Genomic DNA, 17847 nt, shown 5'->3' with positions numbered 1-17847 from the left:
GCCCCCGGGCCCCAGTCCCGCCCCCGGGCGCGCAACCAGCGCCCGGGGGCGCGGTCTCGGCGCACACGCTCCCGGCGCACCTCATGTGATGTGCACCGAAGGCGTCTGAACGTTCCGCCATGCATGATCACAAACGGTGCGAATCACCCTCGCGGCGGTCACCGCGCGTTGTCATCGCGGCCTATGATCGGCCGAAGCGCCCTGTTCTCCACCCGGGTCCCCGCGCGACAGCGCCCCACGGCGGACGTCCCGCAGCGGACCGACCCTAGGACCCCGACAGGGTGCGGAGCCGGCCGCCGGAATCCCGACCGGCCAGGCGGACCATCGTCAAGTGTCAGCAGCGGACGGGAGCATGCCGTGCCGGGCCAGAACGAGGGGGCCGACGCACACCACCCAGGCGTGCGGCACAAGGAATCGTCACACCACCGCCACCTCGCCGCGCCGGTCCTCGATCCGGCGGGCCTTACCGCATCGGCCACCGCCTCCCCTTCCTCCTCCCAGGCGGCCTCCCCGGCCACGGCCTGCGGCACCCTGGAGGGTCCGGCGGTGCTGCTCTGCCCGACCTGCTCGGCCCCGTTGACCGCCGGTACCCACCCGGGCGCCGGCGAGGCCGCCGGTGTGGACGGCGACGCCGGCGACCGGCTGCTGGCGGCGCTCCGGGCCAGCGAGTCCCGGCTGCGCGCCGCCTTCTGCGATGCCGTCATCGGCATGGCCCTGATCGATCCCGAGGACCGGATCATCGAGGTCAACCCCGCCTTCGCCGCCCTGATCGGCTGCGGCGTCGGTGAACTGGTCCGCACCCACCTGCACGAGATCATCGACCCGGAGGGCATGCCGCACCGGCTCTTCAGCGAGCTCGTCCACGGCAAGCGGGAACGGTTCCGCGTGGAGAAGCAGCTCAAGCACCGCGAGGGCCACACGGTCTGGAGCAAGGTGACCGTCTCGCTGATCCGGGACCCCGCCGGGCAGCCGCTCTACACCCTCGCGCTGGTCGAGGACATCACCGAGCAGCGCCGGCTCGGCGACCGCCTGGAGTACCAGGCGCTGCACGATCCGCTGACCCGGCTGCCCAACCGCACCTCCTTCTTCGAACGGCTCGACGCCGCCTGCCTTCCGGGCAGCGACGACCGCGAGGGCTCCGGGGGGTCTGGGAGCTCCGGGGGCTCCGGCCGACGGGTGGCGGCGGAGGGACGACGGGTGGGTGTCTGCTACCTGGACCTCGACGGCTTCGCGGCGATCAACGAGACCCTCGGCCACCACATCGGCGACCAGCTGCTGATCGCCGTCGCCGCCCGGCTGCGGCACGGGCTGTCCGAACGGGACGCCCACCTGGTGGCCCGGATGGGCGGCGACGAGTTCGCCGTCCTGGTCACCGACAGCCAGGGCAGCGAGCAGCTCACCGCGCTGGCCGGACGGATCCTGGAGGTGCTGGAACGTCCCTTCGACGTCGCCGGGCACCGGCTGGTGGTCACCGCCAGCGTCGGCGTGGTCGAGCGGTCGGTGCACGAGACCACCCCGACCGACCTGGTCAAGGACGCCGACGCGACGCTCTACTGGTCCAAGGCCGACGGCCGTGCCCGGTGGACCCTCTACGACCCGGACCGCGGTGCCCACCAGCTCACCCGCCAGCTGCTCGCCACCGCGCTGCGGCCGGCCCTGGAGCGCGGTGAGTTCACCATCGAGTACCAGCCGCTGGTCGGTCTGGCCGACGGCACGGTGCACGGCGCGGAGGCCTTGGTCCGCTGGCGCCACCCCCGCTACGGGACGCTCTCCCCCGACCGCTTCATCCCGCTCGCCGAGGAGTCCGGCGCCATCGTGCCGCTCGGCAAGTGGGTGCTGGAGGAGTCCTGCCGCCAAGCCCGGCAGTGGCTCACCGAGTTCCCGGACACCGAGACCTTCGTGAGCGTCAACCTGGCAGCCCGCCAGATCTGGGACTCCGACGTGGTGGCCGACGTCGCCCGGGCCCTCGAACGCACCGGCCTGCCGGCCCGGCTGCTGCAGCTGGAGATCACCGAGAGCGCCCTGCTCGGCCCCGGCGGCCGCCCGCTGCAGGCCCTGCAGGCGCTCGCCGACATGGGCGTGCGGATCGCGATCGACGACTTCGGCACCGGCTACTCCAACCTGGCGTACCTCTCCCGGCTGCCGGTGCACGTCCTGAAGCTCGACGGAACGTTCATCGAGGGCTTCCGCGACCCCGCACCGACCGCGGCCCCGGCGGCGTCTTCGGCCGCCTCTTCGGCCGTCTCTTCGGTGCCGGCGGAGCGCCCGGTCCACCCGGAGCACCGCTCCCGCCGCAGCGACGCGGATGAGCAGATCGTCGGCGCGATGGTGCAACTGGCCCACACCCTCGGCCTGACCGTCACCGCCGAGGGCATCGAGAGCGCCGCCCAGGCCGAGCGGCTCCGGCTGACCGGCTGCGACACCGCCCAGGGCTGGTACTTCGCCCGCCCCGGCGAAGCCGAGCTCGTCGCGGCGATACTCCGGGAGCGCCGCCCCACCCCGAGCGGCCGCTAGGCCGACGGGGCGGGGAAGGACAGGCGGACCGGGCCGCCCGGCCGAATTCGGTGCGGCCCGCCGGGTTCGGTGCGGCCCCGCCGGGTTCGGTGCGGCCCCTCCCGGGCAGGGCTGTCCGGGAGGGAGTTCAGGTGGTCGCCGTCAGGCCGTACGCCTCGGCGATCAGGCCGTAGGAGCGGAACCGGGCCTCGTGGCCGTGGATGTGCGAGGTGACCATCAGCTCGTCCACGCCGGTCCGCTTGCGCAGCGCCTCCAGGCCGTCGGCGACCTGGCCCGGGGCGCCCAGCACCACGTTGTCGAGCCAGCTGTCGATGAAGTCCGCCTCGACCGGGCTGTACGGGTACTCCTCGGCCTCCTCCGGGGTGGGGATCGGGCCGGGGTTGCCGCGCCGGAGCCGGAGCATGCCGAGGGCCGCGGAGCGGGCGAGGCGGCGGGCGGCGGTCTCGTCGTCGGCGGCGACGGCGCTCACGCCGATCAGCGCGTACGGCTCGCTGAGCACGGCGGAGGGGCGGAAGGACGTCCGGTACAGGTCCAGCGCCGGGATGGTATTGGCACTGCTGAAGTGGTGGGCGAAGGCGAACGGCAGGCCGAGGCGGCCGGCCAGCTGGGCGCTGAAGCCGGAGGAGCCGAGCAGCCAGACCGGCGGACGGCCCTCGCCCTTGGGAACGGCGGTCAGCCGCTCGTACGGGTGGCCGGAGGGGAAGTCCCCGTCGAGGAAGTGGGTCAGCTCGGAGAGCTGCAGCGGAAAGTCGTCCGCGCCCTCGGTGACGCCGCGGCGCAGCGCGCGGGTGGTGGCCGGGTCGGTGCCGGGGGCGCGGCCGAGCCCGAGGTCGATCCGGCCGGGGTGCAGGGCCTCCAGCAGGCCGAACTGCTCTGCGATGGCCAGCGGGGCGTGGTTGGGGAGCATGACGCCGCCCGAACCGAGCCGCAGCGTGGTGGTGTTGGCCCCGAGGTGGGCGAGCAGGACGGCCGGGGTCGAGCTGGCCACGCCGGGCATGCCGTGGTGCTCCGCCACCCAGAAGCGGTGGTACCCCCACTGTTCGGCCCGGCGGGCCAGCTCGGTGGTGGCGGCCAGGGCCTGGCTGGGCGTGTAGCCGACGCCGACGGTGGCCAGGTCGAGGATCGAGAGCGGAGCGGGTGCCGTGCCGCGGGCGGTGCCCCGGATCGCCTCACCGGTCCCCGGTCCGGCCCGGTGCTCCTGCTGGTCCTCGGTGGTCATGCCGTCCGCCCTCCTGGCTGTCCTTGGTCCGGCTCTCCTCCGAGCCGGCCGTCGTGGGCGGCCGCGCGGGTCTCGGACGGCCCGGCGGTCGCTGCTGCCGACGGGGGTCAACCACGGTCGCGGGCCCGCTGTTCCCGGGCCGGCTGCTTGATCCAGGTGCGATCCGGGTGCGGGCGGGATTGCGGTCCGGGTTGCGGTCCGGGTTGCGGTCCGGGTCGGGGGCCAGGTTGCGGCCCGGATTGCGGACCGACCGGTTCGTGCGAGCGGGCCGACCGACCGTTCGGATGACGGAGAGCCAGCAAGCCGGAGCAGATGGCGACTTCACGCCAGGGTCGGAAGTCGCCAGCCTGAGCGCTCGCGATCGGTGGTCGACTTCGGGCAGGGTGATGATCAGAAGCGGACCACCGAGCGGATCCGCGTTCTACCAGCAAGGTCGTCGGGCTGGACCAGCGCCGAACGTCCCTGCGAGCCCTCGGCGCGGCACCCCGCCCCGGGGGCTCGTTCCCGTTTCCGGCGGACCCGGCCCTGCCCCTCCGGTCCCTGCCCGACGAGCCCCGCGACCGGCCCGCCTCTGCCGGTGGCGTCCGGCGACGATCTTGGCCCGGGCACGCCGTCGGGGCACGCCGTCCGGGGCGCACCACCGAGGCGCGCCGCCGGGCCCGATCCGCGCCTCCGCTCGGGAGCCGGCCGTGCCCCGCCGCGGGGGCCGTGAGCTGCTGCCGCCCTCCGTGATCCCCTGCACACCGGGGTGCTTCATGGCATGAAAAGTCGGGGCGCTAGCGTTGACCCCAGCAGCCACCTGCTCCCCCAGGGCGGCGTGGAGGGAGTAAGGCCTTGAATTTCGTGGCGGCGATCGGATCCTCGTGGATCTGCGCCCTTGCGCTCTTCGCCGTACTCGGCGACGCCCTACTCCCCTTCATCCCGAGCGGGACCCTGGTCATCCTGGCCGTTCTCAAGACCGCACAGATCAACGGCGCCCCGGTGCTGCTCGGCCTGGGCGTGGCGACGGCCTCCTTCCTGGGCGACCTCCTGCTACTCCACCTCGCCCGGCGCGGTGCCCCGGCGCTGCAGCGCCGACTCGCCCGGCGCCCGAAACTGGCGGCCAGCGTGGCCAGGGTCCAGCAGTCACTGGTCGAGCGCCCGCACGGCGGGGCGGCCGCGATGGTGGTGATCGCGCGGTTCGTGCCGGCCGGGCGAACCGTCCTGGACCTGGCCATCGGCCACTCTCCCGCCCATCCGCACCGCTTCCTGCACTGGTCGGCACTGGCGGCGCTGGTCTGGGCCGCCTACATCGTGACGCTGGGCTGGCTGAACAGCCACTGGTTCAACACCGCCTGGCTGAGTCTGGCGGTCTCCTGCGCGGCGGCCACCGCCATCAGCACCGCGATCGCCCGAATAGTGCGCCGCAACCGGCGGCTGGCCACGCTCTGACCGGTCCCGACGGGCCGGCGCCTTCCGGCCACGGAAGACTGTCAGGAGCACAATTCCCTTACGGGCGACGACCGGTACTGAGCGCTGACGAACTCTGACCGGCCCGGGCAGGGCGGCGGTACCGTACTCCCCTGACGGTGCGCACTGCGAAGCGTCACAAGACCGCAACAGACGACGAATCCCTGCAGCCCAGGCGGGCGCCCCCGGCGTGTTGACTGTCGTCGGAGCCCCGCGGCCTTGGAAGCCGCTAAGGCGACATGAAATGCTAACGGCGGAAAATACATCAATTGCCTGATTTGACCGGTGCGGCCCGGGCCGCCCTCACCACCGGCGGTCGGCACCCAGGGGAGACCATGACCAGCATCTCGCGCAGGACGGTGCTCAGTGCGACCGCCGCGACCGCAGCCCTCGGTGCGGTCGCTGCCTGTTCCAGCAGCGGATCCGGTTCGGGGAACGACTCCGCCTCGACTTCCTCCGGCAGCACCGCGAACCCCGGCCAGAGCGGCACCACCGACCCGACCCAGGCCGTGGTGCCCAAGGGCACCCCGATCGGCGACGGCTCCAACGCGGACACCGGCCCGCAGCCGAACCAGCCCAAGCCCGAGAAGCTCAAGCCGGGCGAGCGCCCGCCGCAGTTCGTGGTGTTCTCCTGGGACGGCGCGGGCGGCACCGACGACGGCCAGTTCCCCCGCTTCCTCAAGCTGGCGGAGCAGTACAAGGCCACGATGACCTTCTTCCTCTCCGGCATCTACGCCCTGCCCAAGGGCAAGTCCCAGCTCTACCACCCGCCGAAGCACTCCGTCGGTGCCTCCGACATCCCCTACCTCTCGGACGGCGCGGTCAAGAGCACCCTCAAGCTGGTCAGCCAGGCCTGGCTCGCCGGGCACGAGATCGGCACCCACTTCAACGGACACTTCTGCTCCAGCCGCCCGGACAAGAACGGGGTCAACATGTGGACCCCGGACGACTGGCAGAGCGAGATCGACCAGGCGATCGGCTTCGTCACCCAGTGGCGGACCAACACCGGGTTCACCGACGTCGACCCGCTCCCCTTCGACTACAAGAAGGAGCTCATCGGGGGCCGCACCCCGTGCCTGGAGGGCCAGAAGGCGCTGCTGCCGACCATCGCCAAGCTGGGCTGGAAGTACGACGCCAGCTCCGCGGGCGGCCTCCAGATATGGCCGCAGAAGGTCCAGGACGGCAAGATCTGGGACTTCCCGCTGCAGTCCATCCCCTTCCCCGGGCACACCTTCCAGGTCCTGTCGATGGACTACAACATCCTGGCCAACCAGTCCAACGGCAGCACCAAGGGCGACCCGTCCAAGTACGGCGACTGGCGCACCCAGGCCACCAACTCCTACCTGGCCGGGTTCGAGCGCGCCTACAACAGCAATCGTGCGCCGTTCTTCATCGGCAACCACTTCGAGCAGTGGAACGGCGGCATCTACATGGACGCCGTCGAGGAGACCCTCAAGGCCATCGCGGGCAAGCCCGAGGTCCGGCTGGTCTCCTTCCGGCAGCTGGTCGAATGGCTGGAGGTGCAGGACCAGTCGACCCTGCGCAAGCTGCGCACGCTCAACGTCGGTCAGGCGCCGGCGGGCGGCTGGGAGGGTTTCCTCGGCGCGGCGGGCTGACCCGCTCTGGCGGCGGCTGAGCCGGAAGCAGCCGAGCCGGTACGGCCGGCGGGGTGCGAACACCCCGCCGGCCGTCGTCGTTCCGTGGCTCCGGCGTTCCGGCACCCCGTTTCCTCCGGTGTCCCGTTCTTCCGGTGTCCTGTCGTTCCGGACCGGGGCCGTCAGCCGGCGGCGGGAACGTCCTCGAGCAGCCGGCTGACGATGCGGTCGGCTCCCGCCTGGCCCCAGAGGATGGAGTAGTGGTTGGTGCCCGGCACGAGCGAGGCCGGCACCCGTTCCCGGTCAAGCCCGGACAACCCGATCCGTTGGTGGTCGTAGAGGCCCTGCGGCTCGTCGAGCAGGCCGCGCTCCGCCCAGAGCAGTTCGGCCGGGCAGGGCAGCCGGTGCACGGCTTCGGCCGCCTCCCGGTCCAGCATGACCTGAGCACCGTCGATCCGGACGGCCTCCAGCACGCAGGAGGAGCGCAGTTCGGGCTCGGCACCGACGAGGTCGCGCTGGGTGTAGGCGTCGACCCCGTCCGACCATTGGCCGTCGAAGGCCGGGTGTCGCTGCCAGAACTCCCGGTAGGCGGCGCGATCCGGGAAGGTCATCGACAGTCGGGCCAGCGCGGGACCGAGCACCGCGGCCAGGGCGTCCTCCTCGCGAACGCCCTCCGGGAGCGGGAAAGTCAGCGCCCCGTCCACCAGCACCACCCGGCGGACGAGTTCGGGATGCCGGACGGCGGTCAGGGCGGTGACCCAGGCCCCCATCGAGTGACCGGCGACCACGACGGGCCCCACGCCGAGGGCGGTGATCAGCGCGGCCACGTCGTCGGCATGCCGGGCCAGCCCGTACGGTCCGGCGACCGAGCGGCTGGCGCTGCGACCTCTCAGATCGGGCGCGAGCAGGGTGACCCGTCCGGCGAGCCGGCGGGCAACCTCGTACCACGCGAGGCCGTTGGCGGTGATGCCGTGCACCGCCACGACCGTCGGAGCCCCCGGTCGGTCGGCGGGCCATCGCAGGACGGCCAGGTCCCCGCCGGGTACGGGGACGGTCAACTCCTCGTGCTGCAGGGGCGACTGGCTCACGCGGGATTACCTCCGGTGGGACGGCCGGCGGGCACGCCGACAAGTGTTCGGACCGAGCGGGCGGATCGGGAGGCGCGGATGCGGGCGGGAAGTCCGGCCAGGCCGCCGGGGAGCAGGTAGACCACGGCGACGAACAGGGCACCCAGCAGGAACAGGGGTTGGGAGAGCGGCACGCGCAGCACCGCGGGCAGGTCCGCGACGGCGCTCGAGTTGGCGAGGTCGCCGAGCCGGTGGTCGGCCCAGGTGTAGAGAACGCCGCCGAGCAGCGGCCCCCAACGGGTGCCGGAGCCTCCGAGGACCACCATGACCAGCAGTGCGAGCGTGGTGTCCGAGCCGGCAGCCTGCGGGGTGGCCCCGCCGGTGAGCAGCAGGTAGACCACTCCCCCCAGCCCGGCGAGCGCGCCGGACAGTACGAAGGCGACCAACTTGTAGCCGTAGGGACGCAGTCCGAGCACCGCCACCCGGCGCTCGTTCTCCTTGATGCCCTCCCAGACCCGGCCGGCCGGGGAGTTGACGGCCCAGTGGACCGCGGCGACCGTCAGCAGCAGGTAACCGACGGCGACCCAGTAGAGGTTGGCGGTGTTCTCGATCCCGAGCAGGCCGGACGGCAGCAGGTCGGCCGGGGCGGAGCGGCCCTCCTCGCCGCCGGTGACACCACCGGGGTTGCGCTGGACCAGGATCGCGCCGGCCTGGGCGAAGGCGAGGGTGACCATGGAGAAGCCGATGCCGGTGACGCGCAGGCTCACCGAGCCGAGCAGCACGGCCAGCAGCACGGTGCAGGCGACGCCGAACGCCGCGGCGGCGGCGAACGGGAGTCGCAGCTCGAGCATGCCCAGATCGGTGGCGTAGAGGCCGGTGGCGAAGTAGAGCGCGTGGCCGAAGGAGAGCAGTCCGGTACGACCGAGCAGGAGGTCGTAGCCGGTGGCGAGGGCCCCGTAGAGCAGGCACAGGGCGATGAGTTGAAGACTTCCGGAGCTGCCGAGCGGGCCGTCGAGCAGTCCCGGGACGGGAAGCGCACTGTATGGGGCGACAAGGAGCGTGATCAGCAGGGCGATCGGCCACCAGCGTAGCGCTGCGTGCATCAGTGTCCAGCGATTAGCGACTGAATCACCTGTTCGAGGGATGGCGCCAGGCTCGTCCGTGTGTTCACAATGGGTTCCGGCAAGGCTGGTGTCAGTCCCCCTTGCCATAGTGGTGGTGTCGGCGGAGCTGGTGTCAGTCCCCTCTGCTGGCATGGCGGTCACGGCAGGGCTGGTGTCAGTCCCCCCTGCCGAGGTGGCGGCGCTGCGGGCGACCGCGGGGCCACCGGTGCTCGTGATCGGAGTTTCGGCGCTCACGCGAGCCTCCCGGTGAGTCCACGGGGTCGGACGAGAAGCAGCACGGCGAGCAGGACGACGACCGAGAGGTCGCCGAGCCCGGCGCCGGTGTAGTAGTTGGCGAACTGCTGGACGAGGCCGACGCCCACCGAGGCGACGGCGGCTCCGGTCACGGAGCCCATGCCACCCATCACCACGACGACGAAGGCGAAGATGAGCAGGCTGGTCCCCTGACCGGGATTGACCGAACCGAAGTAGAGGCCGCCGAGGGCGCCGCCCAGAGCGGCGGCCGCCCCGCCGAGGGCGAAGACGAGGGTGAACGCCCTCTGGACGTCGATGCCGAGCGCCGTGACCATCGCACGGTCCTCGACGCCGGCCCGGACGATCAGCCCGTAGCGGGTGCGGGCGAGGAACAACCGAAGAGTGAGCAGCAACAGCCCGGCGGCGGCCACCAGCACGAAGCGGTTGACCGGGACGGTCGCACCGAGCACGTGCCAGGTGCCGGCCAGCAGGGCCGGCTGGGGGAAGGGGCGGGCGTCCGCGCCCCAGATCCCCATGAGCAGGGCGGGTACGGCGAGACCGACCCCGACGGTGGCGAGGATCTGGTCGCGTGGGCGGCTGTAGAGCGGCCGGATCAGGAAGAGCTCGAGCAGGACGGCGGCGGCAGTCCCCACCAGGGTGCCGAACGGCACCGCGAGCCAGAAGGAGAAGCCGGCCTCCGTGCCGGCCCACCAGGTCGCATAGGAGCCGATGGAGAGCAGGGCGCCGTGCGCGAAGTTGAGCACGTCCATCAGACCGAAGATCAACGAGAGACCGGAGGCGACCAGGAAGTACAGCGCACCGAGTCCGAGACCAGTACAGGAAAGGAGAACGACGGTGTCCATCAGGGCTTCACCTCCGCGGTGACGACAGGGGTGGCCGGGGTGGCGGCGGACCGGAGTCCGCCGGCGAGCGGGTGACGGGAGCCGACGCCGAGCAGGCGGCGGGCCGCCTCCTCGTCGGCCAACAGCTCGGCGGTGTCGCCCTGGTGGGCGGTCCGGCCATCGGCCAGAACGGCACAGGTGCCCGCCAACCGGCGGACCAGCGCGAGGTTCTGCTCGACCAGGAGAACGGGCACGGCCTCGGCCGCTCGCGCCAGCACCTCGGCCACCTCCGAGACGATCTTCGGCGCCAGGCCCTTGGTGGGCTCGTCGGCGATGATCAGCCGGTTCTGGTTGAGCAGCGTCCGGCCGATCGCCACCATCTGCTGCTGGCCCCCGGAGAGAGTCCCGGCCAACTGTCCGGAGCGCTCCTTGAGTTCAGGGAAGAGCTCGTGGACGAGCGAGTAGTTCGGCTCGCTCCCCTCGGCTCCGCCCGGAGCTCCGCGCTCGGCGAGGCGAAGGTTCTCGGCGACCGTCAGGCGGGCGAAGATCCCGCGATCCTCGGGCGCGTAGCCGATTCCATGACGGACGACCAGATGCGTGGGGAGGGAGGAAATCTCAGCACCGGAAAGCCGAATGCTCCCGGTGCGCGGCACCAGGCCCATGACGGCCTTCACGGTGGTGGTCTTGCCGGCGCCGTTGCGGCCCAGCAGTGCGGTGACTCCGGCGGGGGCCACGTCGAAGTCGACGCCGTGCAGGATGTGCAGCCCGTCGATGACCACCCGCAGGTCGCGGACGGAAAGGAGGGGTTCGGCCGCGGACGAACACGAGGAGGACGACTGGACGGAGGACGACTGGACGGAGGAGGACGGCACAAAGGAGGACTGCACAGCGAACGACTGGCCGGAGGAGGACGGATGCGTCGAGGAATGCGGAGAGGAGGTCACAACGCCTCACCCAGGTAGGCCTGTTGCACGGTCGGATCGACCACCACGGCCTCGGGGGTGTCCAGGGCGAGCAGGGTGCCGTGGTACATCACCGCCAGGCGGTCGGCCAGGCCGAGCAGGACGTCCATGTGGTGCTCGACCATCAGGACGGTCCGGCCGAGCTCACGGTGCACGGAACGGATCAGTTCGGTGAGGGCCGGCACCTCCTCCGCGCTGACACCGGCCATCGGCTCGTCGAGCAGGATCAGCCTCGGGTCGGAGACGAGCAGGACGGCGAGTTCCAGCTTGCGCTTCTCGCCGTGCGAGAGCGCTCCGGCCAGGGTGTCGGCGCGGTGGGTGAGTTCGGTGCGGTGGAGCGTGTCGGCCACCTGCTCCGGGTAGCGGTCGGCGCGGCGCCAGAGGCGGTACGAGGCTCGAGGTCCGGCTGCTGCCTGGGCCGCCAGCCGGACATGATCGGCGACGGTCATCCCCGGCCAGAGGGAGGAGGTCTGAAAGGTCCGGCCGAGCCCGCGGCGCGCGCGGGCGTGCGCGGCCTCGGTGGTGATGTCCGCGCCGTCGAGGTGGAGGCTGCCGTGGGTCGCCGGGTAGATGCCGGAGATCAGGTTGAAGAGAGAGGTCTTGCCGGCGCCGTTGGGCCCGATGAAGGCGATGAACTCGCCTTCGCCGACCGAGAAGGAGACGTCCTCGACGATCGGCACACCGCGTACGGACCAGCAGAGTCCGTCCAGCCGCAGCACCGGAGAGGAGGAAAGAAGAGCGGCGGCCGGAGGCGTGGAGAAAGCCGGAGCGGGCATCGGGATCAACCCGCCATCGGGGTGACCGGGGGCGCCACCTCGTCGGCGGTCAGGGTCTTCTCCACCGAGGGCTTGGCGGCGGCCCCGGTGCCGGTCAGCCGGACCTGGAACATCGGCTGGAGGAGGGCGTGGTCCTCGGCGCGCACCGTGGTCCGGCCCTTGACCCCGTCGAAGCTCCAGCCTTCCAGGGCCTTGACCAGCGCCGAAGTGTCATCCGCCGAGCCTTGGTTGGCCTCGATGGCGTGCACGATCATCTGGGCGGCGGTGAAGCCGTCCGGAGTGAAGATGTCGGTCTTGCCGCCCCCGACGGTGACGGCCTCCGTCATGGCCTTCTCCACCGGGGTGCCGGCAGCGCCGTCGAAGTAGTGGTTCAGGAAGGAGATCTTCTCACCGGCCGGGCCGAACAGCGGGTAGGAGGCGGCCAGGTCCAGGCCGGTGGCGACCTTGGTGTCGGTGAACACGTCCTGCTGGTTGAGCGCCGTCCACAGGGCCGACGCGGTGTCGCCGGCCCAGGCGACGAACAGCAGGTCGGGCTTGGCGGTCTTGGCCTGGGTGGCGAAGGGGGTGAGGTCGGTGGCGCTCGGCGGGGCGAGCACCTGCTCCACCGTCGCACCCTGGGCGCCGAGCACGGCCTTCACGGCGGCCACGTTGGCCTGCCCGAAGGCGTTGTCCTGAGCGAGCACGGTGACCTTCTTACCCTTGGCGTCACCGATGAACGAGGCAGCCGTCCTGATGTCCTGGTAGGACTGGCGGCCGGAACGGAAGGTGTACTTGTTCAAGCCGGTGACCTTGTCGGCGGCGGCCGGGCCGCTGATGAAGACCACCTTGTTCTGGGCCGCGATCGGGCCGACCTGAAGGGCGACACCGGAGGCGGTGGAGCCGGCCAGGACCTTGTAGCCCTTGCCGATCAGGTCCTTGGCGGCGGACACCGCCTTCGCCGGATCGCCCGCATCGTCCTGTTCCTCGAACTCGACTTTGTGCCCGTCGACCTCGCCGGTGCCCTTGGTCGCATAGCTCAGGCCGGCCTTGAAGCCGTCCAGGTACTGCTTGCCGTAGGCGGCGAGCGGGCCGGTCTTGGAGTACACCAGGCCGACCTTGACCGGGGCCTTCGCACCGCCGCCTCCCTCGGCAGTCCCGGCGGTACCGGCCTTGGCGCAGCCTGCGGCGAGCAGGACGCACACCGCGACGGCTGCGAGCTTCTGGGCCGGGCCACCGGTCAGGGCCTCGCCCGGGTGGGCGCCGGAGGCGGTCCTGGTGGGGACTGTGGTGCTGCGCATGGTGACCGACTCCTGGGGGTGCGGAGGGGTGGATGCCGGAACCGTAGGTGTGCGGTGGGACCGGCGACATGTGCCCGGTCGCCGTAGCGGCCCGCCGCGATGTGGCTTCGTTCGACACACCGTCGGCTCGACAGCGCGCTCCGGGCGTCCGGATGTGGCCCGCCGACACGGGGCGGCGCCCGTCCATGGCGGTGGTCGCCATGGCTGCGGCGCCCCGCGCCCGGAGACCGTGGGAGGGGCGCAGCACCCGGTGGGCACGGCCCCGGGCTCCCGGCTTCGGGCTCCCGGCTCCCGGCTCCCAGCTCCCAGCTCCCGGCTCCCGGCTCCCAGCCCGGCATCGGACCCGGCGCCCCGCCCCCGGCAGCGCTACGGTCACCCGCCGCGCCACGCCCTACCCGCCCGCAACCGCCACCCGCAACCGCCACCCGCAACCGTATGCGCAGCCCCCGGGCGCCGCGATCCCTTCCCCTCCCACACCCCATGAGGTGATCCCTTGGACAAGGTCCTGGACTCCCCCGACGCCGCCGTCGGGGACATTCCCGACGGCGCGGTGCTGGCCGTCGGCGGCTTCGGCCTCTGCGGCATCCCGAGCACCCTGATCGGCGCGCTGGTGACCGCCGGCACCACTGGTCTGCGCGTGGTGTCGAACAACTGCGGGGTGGACGGCTGGGGGCTGGGCCTGTTGCTGCGAGCAGGCCGGATCGCCCGGATGACCTCCTCGTACGTCGGCGAGAACAAGGAGTTCGCCCGGCAGTACCTCGCCGGGGAGCTGGAGGTGGAACTGACCCCGCAGGGCACGCTGGCCGAGCGGCTGCGGGCCGGCGGCGCCGGCATCCCGGCGTTCTTCACCCCGGCCGGGGTCGGCACCCAGGTCGAGGAGGGCGGGCTGCCCTGGCGCTACGCGGCGGACGGCTCGGTCGCGCTGGCCTCACCACCCAAGGAGGTGCGGGAGTTCGCCGGCCGCCGGTACCTGCTGGAGGAGGCGATCACCGCGGACTTCGCGCTGGTCCGGGCGGAGGTGGCGGACCGGCACGGCAACTGCGTGTTCCACGCGGCCGCCCGCAACTTCAACCCGCTCTGCGCGACGGCGGGGCGGATCACCCTGGTCGAGGCGGACCGGATCGTCGAGCCCGGCAAGCTGGCTCCGGACGCGGTGCACCTGCCGGGGGTGTACGTCGACCGGGTCGTGGCCGCCGATCCCGAGGACCGCCGCATCGAACGCCGGACCGTCCGCCCCGCCCTCCAGGAGGCCTGAACCGTGCCGACCACGACCACCACGAACGCGACCACCACCACCCCGCTCGACCCACGCAACGCCCTGGTCGCGCGCAACGCCCTGGCCGCCCGCGCAGCCCGGGAGTTGCGCGACGGGCAGTACGTGAACCTGGGCATCGGTCTGCCCACCCTGATTCCCAACCACCTCCCGCCGGGCGTCCGGGTGGTGCTGCACTCGGAGAACGGAGTCCTCGGCGTGGGTCCGTACCCGGTGGAGGGTGCCGAGCACGCCGATCTCATCAATGCGGGCAAGGAGACGGTGACGGTGGTGCCCGGGGCCTCGTACTTCGACTCCGCCTTCTCCTTCGGCATGGTGCGGGCCGGTCGGATCGACGTCTCGGTGCTGGGCGCGATGCAGGTGTCGTCCGCCGGGGACCTGGCGAACTGGATGATCCCCGGCAGGATGGTCAAGGGCATGGGCGGCGCGATGGACCTGGTGCACGGCGCCCGTCGGCTGATCGTGGTGATGGAGCACACCGCCCGGGACGGCTCGCCGAAGATCGTCCGGGAGCTCTCGCTTCCCGCCACCGGCAGGCGGGTCGTGGACCGGATCGTCACCGATCTGGCGGTCGTCGACGTGACCCCGGAGGGACTGCGCCTGGTGGAGACGGCTCCGGGCGTGAGCCTCGCCGAAGTTCGGGCCGCCACCGGCGCGACCCTGCTGCCACCACGCTGACCACCCGCCGCCCACCGCCCATCGCAAACCGCAAACCGCAAACCGCTGACCCCGCACCGGTCCGTTTCCGAGTCCGCTCCGACTCGTACCGCCCCGGCTCAACCGGCCGGATCGCTTCCGAGCACAACTCCCGTCAGTGGTCAGACCGTTCACATGCCGCCCCCGGCAACGGCCATCCACCACTCTGCCGAATTCCGGTGCATTAGCACCATCACCATCCAGAGTGGCCAGGAACCGTACTATCTTCACGCTTGAGCGGTGATCGTTGCGCGGAGCTGTTGCGATCAGCGTGACGCTCCGGGAGAGTTGAGCAAGCCAAGGATCCCGTCGCACCCGGAGGGGAAGCTGGACAGTGCGCCGGGATCCTGCAATCGAAGCCACCGCACAGGCCCTCAACTGAACCGGTCGCACACACTCCGTGCCTCCGGGATCCCTCATCGGATTCCCGGTGCCGGAGAACGTGTTGGACAGCCCGGAAACTGTGGGACGGGGACGGACCGCAGTTCACCGGGCCGTGTTCCATCCCGGCGGCTTTGAGGCGAGGCGAGCAACGCCGAGCACAGCACGTCGCAACACTCCGGGGGGAGCACGACATGACCACGCCGTCCTCGCGACGAAAGGACGCCGGACCGGCCCACCAGGGCCGCGACCACGACCACCGCGGCCGCGATCGAGACCATCACCGCGACCATCACAGCAATCGCGAGCACGACCACCACGCCCGAGACGGCCGCCGAGGCGGCACCGGGCAGCTCGACGAGGTCGCGCTGCGCGCCGTTCCAGTACCCGAAGCCCCGTACGACTACGTCCACTTCAGCCGCCTGGCCGGCCCGGCGGTCGATCCGGACGAGGACCGGGAGCTCGGCGGCGGGGTCTACCGGCGGGAACCGGGCAAAGTCCGGGAGTCCGCCGAAGGAGCGGAGCCGGAGGCGGAGGCGGAGCCGGCCGCCCCCTACCGCGTCCAGTACCGCAGCCTGCTGCGCCACGAGCCGCACCGGATCCGGGCCGCCCTGCTGCTGGTGGCCGCCCCACTGGTGGAGGCGATCCTGCTGGTCTGGCTGCTGTTGCCGGAGCACTGGCCGGAGCGTCCCGACGAGACCAACCTCCTGGTGCTGCTCGGCGACAAGGTGATGATCGGGATCATCGCCGTGGTCGAGGTGTTCCGGCTGGTCAACGTCGTCTCCAACACCCACGCCACCCTGGTGGCCCGCGATCCGATACCGGTGACGCCGGAGTCCGGTACCCGGGTCGCGTTCCTCACCACCTGCGTGCCGGGCAAGGAGCCGCCGGAGATGGTCCGGGCCACGCTGGTGGCAGCCCGCGCAGTCCGGCACGACGGTCCGTACGACGTCTGGCTGCTGGACGAGGGAAACGATCCTGCAATGCGGGCCCTGTGCACCGAGCTGGGCGTCCGCCACTTCAGCCGCTCCGGCCGCCCGCACTGGAACCAGCCGAAGGGGCGGTTCCGCGCCGGGACCAAGCACGGCAACTACAACGCCTGGCTCCAGGCCCACGGCGACGACTACGACTTCTGGGTGTCCGTCGACACCGACCACGCCCCGCTTCCCGACTTCTGCGAGCGCATGCTCGGCTACTTCCGCGACCCTGACGTGGCATTCGTGGTCGGCCCCCAGGTGTACGGGAACTACCGCAGCTCGGGCTCGGCCGTCACCAAATTCTCCGAGAGCCAGCAGTACCTCTTCCACGCCCTCATCCAGCGCGCCGGAAACCGTTACGGCGCACCGATGTTCGTCGGGACCAACAACGCCGTCAGAATCCGTGCGCTCCAGGCGATCGGCGGGCTGTACGACTCCATCACCGAGGACATGGCGACCGGCCTGGAGTTCCACCGGAGCCGGAACCCGGAGACCGGAGAGCGCTGGAAGTCCGTGTACACCCCGGACGTGCTCGCGGTGGGCGAAGGCCCGTCCTCCTGGACCGACTTCTTCTCCCAGCAACTGCGCTGGAGCCGGGGCACCTACGAGACCCTGCTCACCCAATACTGGCGGGTCATGTGGCGGCTGTCACCCGGCCGGCTGCTCAACTACTCGCTGATGGTGGGCTTCTACCCGATGGCGGCGCTCACCTGGCTGCTCGGCGGCGTGTCCAGCGTGCTCTACCTGGGCTTCGGCGCCTCGGGCGTCCACGTCTCCTCGGAGATCTGGATGATGCTCTACAGCGACGCCGCCGCGCTCCAACTCCTGCTCTACACCTGGAACCGCAAGCACAACGTGAGCCCGCACGAGCCGGCCGGCTCCTCCGGAGTCGCGGGCATGGTGATGTCGGCGCTCTGCGGCCCGGTCTACGCGGCCTCGCTGCTCCAGGCGATGTTGCGGGCGCGCAGCCGCTTCGTGGTGACGCCCAAGGGCCGCTCGGCCAGTGCCGACCGGCTCGGCACCTTCCGCTACCACCTGTTCTGGGCACTGGTGTTCGGCGGCGCGGTCGCAGCCTCCTTCCACACCGGGTACGACCACGTCGCGATGCGCACCTGGGCCTGCATCGCCCTGGCCCTGACCGTGCTGCCGCTGCTGATCTCGGCCGGCGACGCCGTCCGCCGCCGCCGTACCCGGCCCACCGCCACCCTCACCGTGACCGACGGTCCGTCGGCTCCCCCGAGGGTCGTCCTGTCGAAGCGCCACCCGCGCCACGCCCGCGCCAGCACCACCGCCACCGCCACCGCCACCGCGGCCACCCCAGGCGCCACAGGCGCCACAGGCGCCACAGGCGCCACAGGCGCCAACACAACCACGCTCGACAGCCCGACGCTGCAGCTCCGCCTGACGGCCGCACCGCCCGACCACGCCGAGAGCGCCACGCCCATCCACTGAGCCAGTCCC

Annotated in this window: 13 protein-coding genes; 6 read left to right on the top strand and 7 right to left on the bottom strand. The window is 71.8% G+C overall.

Features of this window, described 5'->3' with window-relative positions; all coding sequences use genetic code 11:
• The first annotated feature begins 399 nt into the window (after nucleotides 1–399).
• Nucleotides 400–2514, top strand: a complete 2115-nt coding sequence (locus O1G21_RS24740) for a putative bifunctional diguanylate cyclase/phosphodiesterase (RefSeq protein ID WP_270146780.1) — start codon at nucleotides 400–402, stop codon at nucleotides 2512–2514.
• Nucleotides 2515–2641: 127 nt separating this feature from the next.
• Here O1G21_RS24740 and O1G21_RS24735 read toward each other — a convergent pair whose 3' ends face one another.
• The gene (locus O1G21_RS24735) at nucleotides 2642–3733 is read right to left on the bottom strand and encodes an LLM class flavin-dependent oxidoreductase (protein ID WP_270146779.1); all 1092 of its coding nucleotides are present in this window, start codon (nucleotides 3731–3733) and stop codon (nucleotides 2642–2644) included.
• 843 nt (nucleotides 3734–4576) lie between these two features.
• Here O1G21_RS24735 and O1G21_RS24730 point away from each other — a divergent pair.
• Both O1G21_RS24730 and O1G21_RS24725 read left to right on the top strand, forming a co-directional pair.
• On the top strand, nucleotides 4577–5164 hold the full coding sequence (locus O1G21_RS24730; protein WP_270151244.1) for a DedA family protein: 588 nt from the start codon (nucleotides 4577–4579) through the stop codon (nucleotides 5162–5164).
• A 353-nt stretch (nucleotides 5165–5517) separates the two neighbouring features.
• Nucleotides 5518–6798: a polysaccharide deacetylase family protein gene (locus O1G21_RS24725; RefSeq protein WP_270151242.1), complete on the top strand. Its 1281-nt coding sequence runs from the start codon at nucleotides 5518–5520 to the stop codon at nucleotides 6796–6798.
• A 161-nt stretch (nucleotides 6799–6959) separates the two neighbouring features.
• Here the strand turns inward: O1G21_RS24725 and O1G21_RS24720 are convergent, their stop codons facing one another.
• The 6 genes from O1G21_RS24720 to O1G21_RS24695 all read right to left on the bottom strand — a co-directional run bounded on the left by O1G21_RS24720 (nucleotide 6960) and on the right by O1G21_RS24695 (nucleotide 13059).
• Nucleotides 6960–7865 carry an alpha/beta fold hydrolase gene (locus O1G21_RS24720; RefSeq protein ID WP_270146778.1) on the bottom strand — a complete coding sequence of 302 codons (906 nt, stop codon included), beginning with the start codon at nucleotides 7863–7865 and terminating at the stop codon, nucleotides 6960–6962.
• Entirely contained in the window at nucleotides 7862–8947 is a 1086-nt protein-coding gene (locus O1G21_RS24715) for a branched-chain amino acid ABC transporter permease (protein ID WP_270146777.1), read from the bottom strand. Before O1G21_RS24715 ends, O1G21_RS24720 begins: the two co-directional genes overlap by 4 nt.
• Before the next feature lie 251 nt (nucleotides 8948–9198).
• Nucleotides 9199–10065, bottom strand: coding sequence for a branched-chain amino acid ABC transporter permease (locus O1G21_RS24710; RefSeq protein ID WP_270146776.1), 867 nt, complete (start codon nucleotides 10063–10065; stop codon nucleotides 9199–9201).
• On the bottom strand, nucleotides 10065–10829 hold the full coding sequence (locus O1G21_RS24705; RefSeq protein WP_270151241.1) for an ABC transporter ATP-binding protein: 765 nt from the start codon (nucleotides 10827–10829) through the stop codon (nucleotides 10065–10067). Before O1G21_RS24705 ends, O1G21_RS24710 begins: the two co-directional genes overlap by 1 nt.
• A gap of 155 nt (nucleotides 10830–10984) precedes the next feature.
• Complete coding sequence (locus O1G21_RS24700) at nucleotides 10985–11782, bottom strand: ABC transporter ATP-binding protein (protein WP_270146775.1); 798 nt, start codon at nucleotides 11780–11782, stop codon at nucleotides 10985–10987.
• Nucleotides 11783–11787: 5 nt separating this feature from the next.
• The gene (locus tag O1G21_RS24695) at nucleotides 11788–13059 is read right to left on the bottom strand and encodes a substrate-binding domain-containing protein (protein WP_270146773.1); all 1272 of its coding nucleotides are present in this window, start codon (nucleotides 13057–13059) and stop codon (nucleotides 11788–11790) included.
• A gap of 493 nt (nucleotides 13060–13552) precedes the next feature.
• On the opposite strand from O1G21_RS24695, the gene O1G21_RS24690 reads away from it, so the two are divergent.
• The 3 genes from O1G21_RS24690 (at nucleotide 13553) to O1G21_RS24680 (ending at nucleotide 17838) form a co-directional block, all read left to right on the top strand.
• Nucleotides 13553–14314: a CoA transferase subunit A gene (locus O1G21_RS24690; protein WP_270146772.1), complete on the top strand. Its 762-nt coding sequence runs from the start codon at nucleotides 13553–13555 to the stop codon at nucleotides 14312–14314.
• Nucleotides 14315–14377: 63 nt separating this feature from the next.
• Nucleotides 14378–15010 (top strand): 3-oxoacid CoA-transferase subunit B, encoded by a 633-nt coding sequence (locus O1G21_RS24685; protein ID WP_270151239.1) that lies wholly within the window; start codon nucleotides 14378–14380, stop codon nucleotides 15008–15010.
• A gap of 593 nt (nucleotides 15011–15603) precedes the next feature.
• On the top strand, nucleotides 15604–17838 hold the full coding sequence (locus O1G21_RS24680) for a glycosyltransferase family 2 protein (RefSeq protein ID WP_270146771.1): 2235 nt from the start codon (nucleotides 15604–15606) through the stop codon (nucleotides 17836–17838).
• Nucleotides 17839–17847 lie beyond the last annotated feature (9 nt).

Origin of the sequence: Kitasatospora cathayae (assembly GCF_027627435.1) — a bacterium.
Taxonomy (GTDB): Bacteria; Actinomycetota; Actinomycetes; order Streptomycetales; family Streptomycetaceae; genus Kitasatospora; species Kitasatospora cathayae.
Note: the sequence above shows the minus strand (reverse complement) of the source record. Positions and strands in the feature narration are given on the sequence as shown.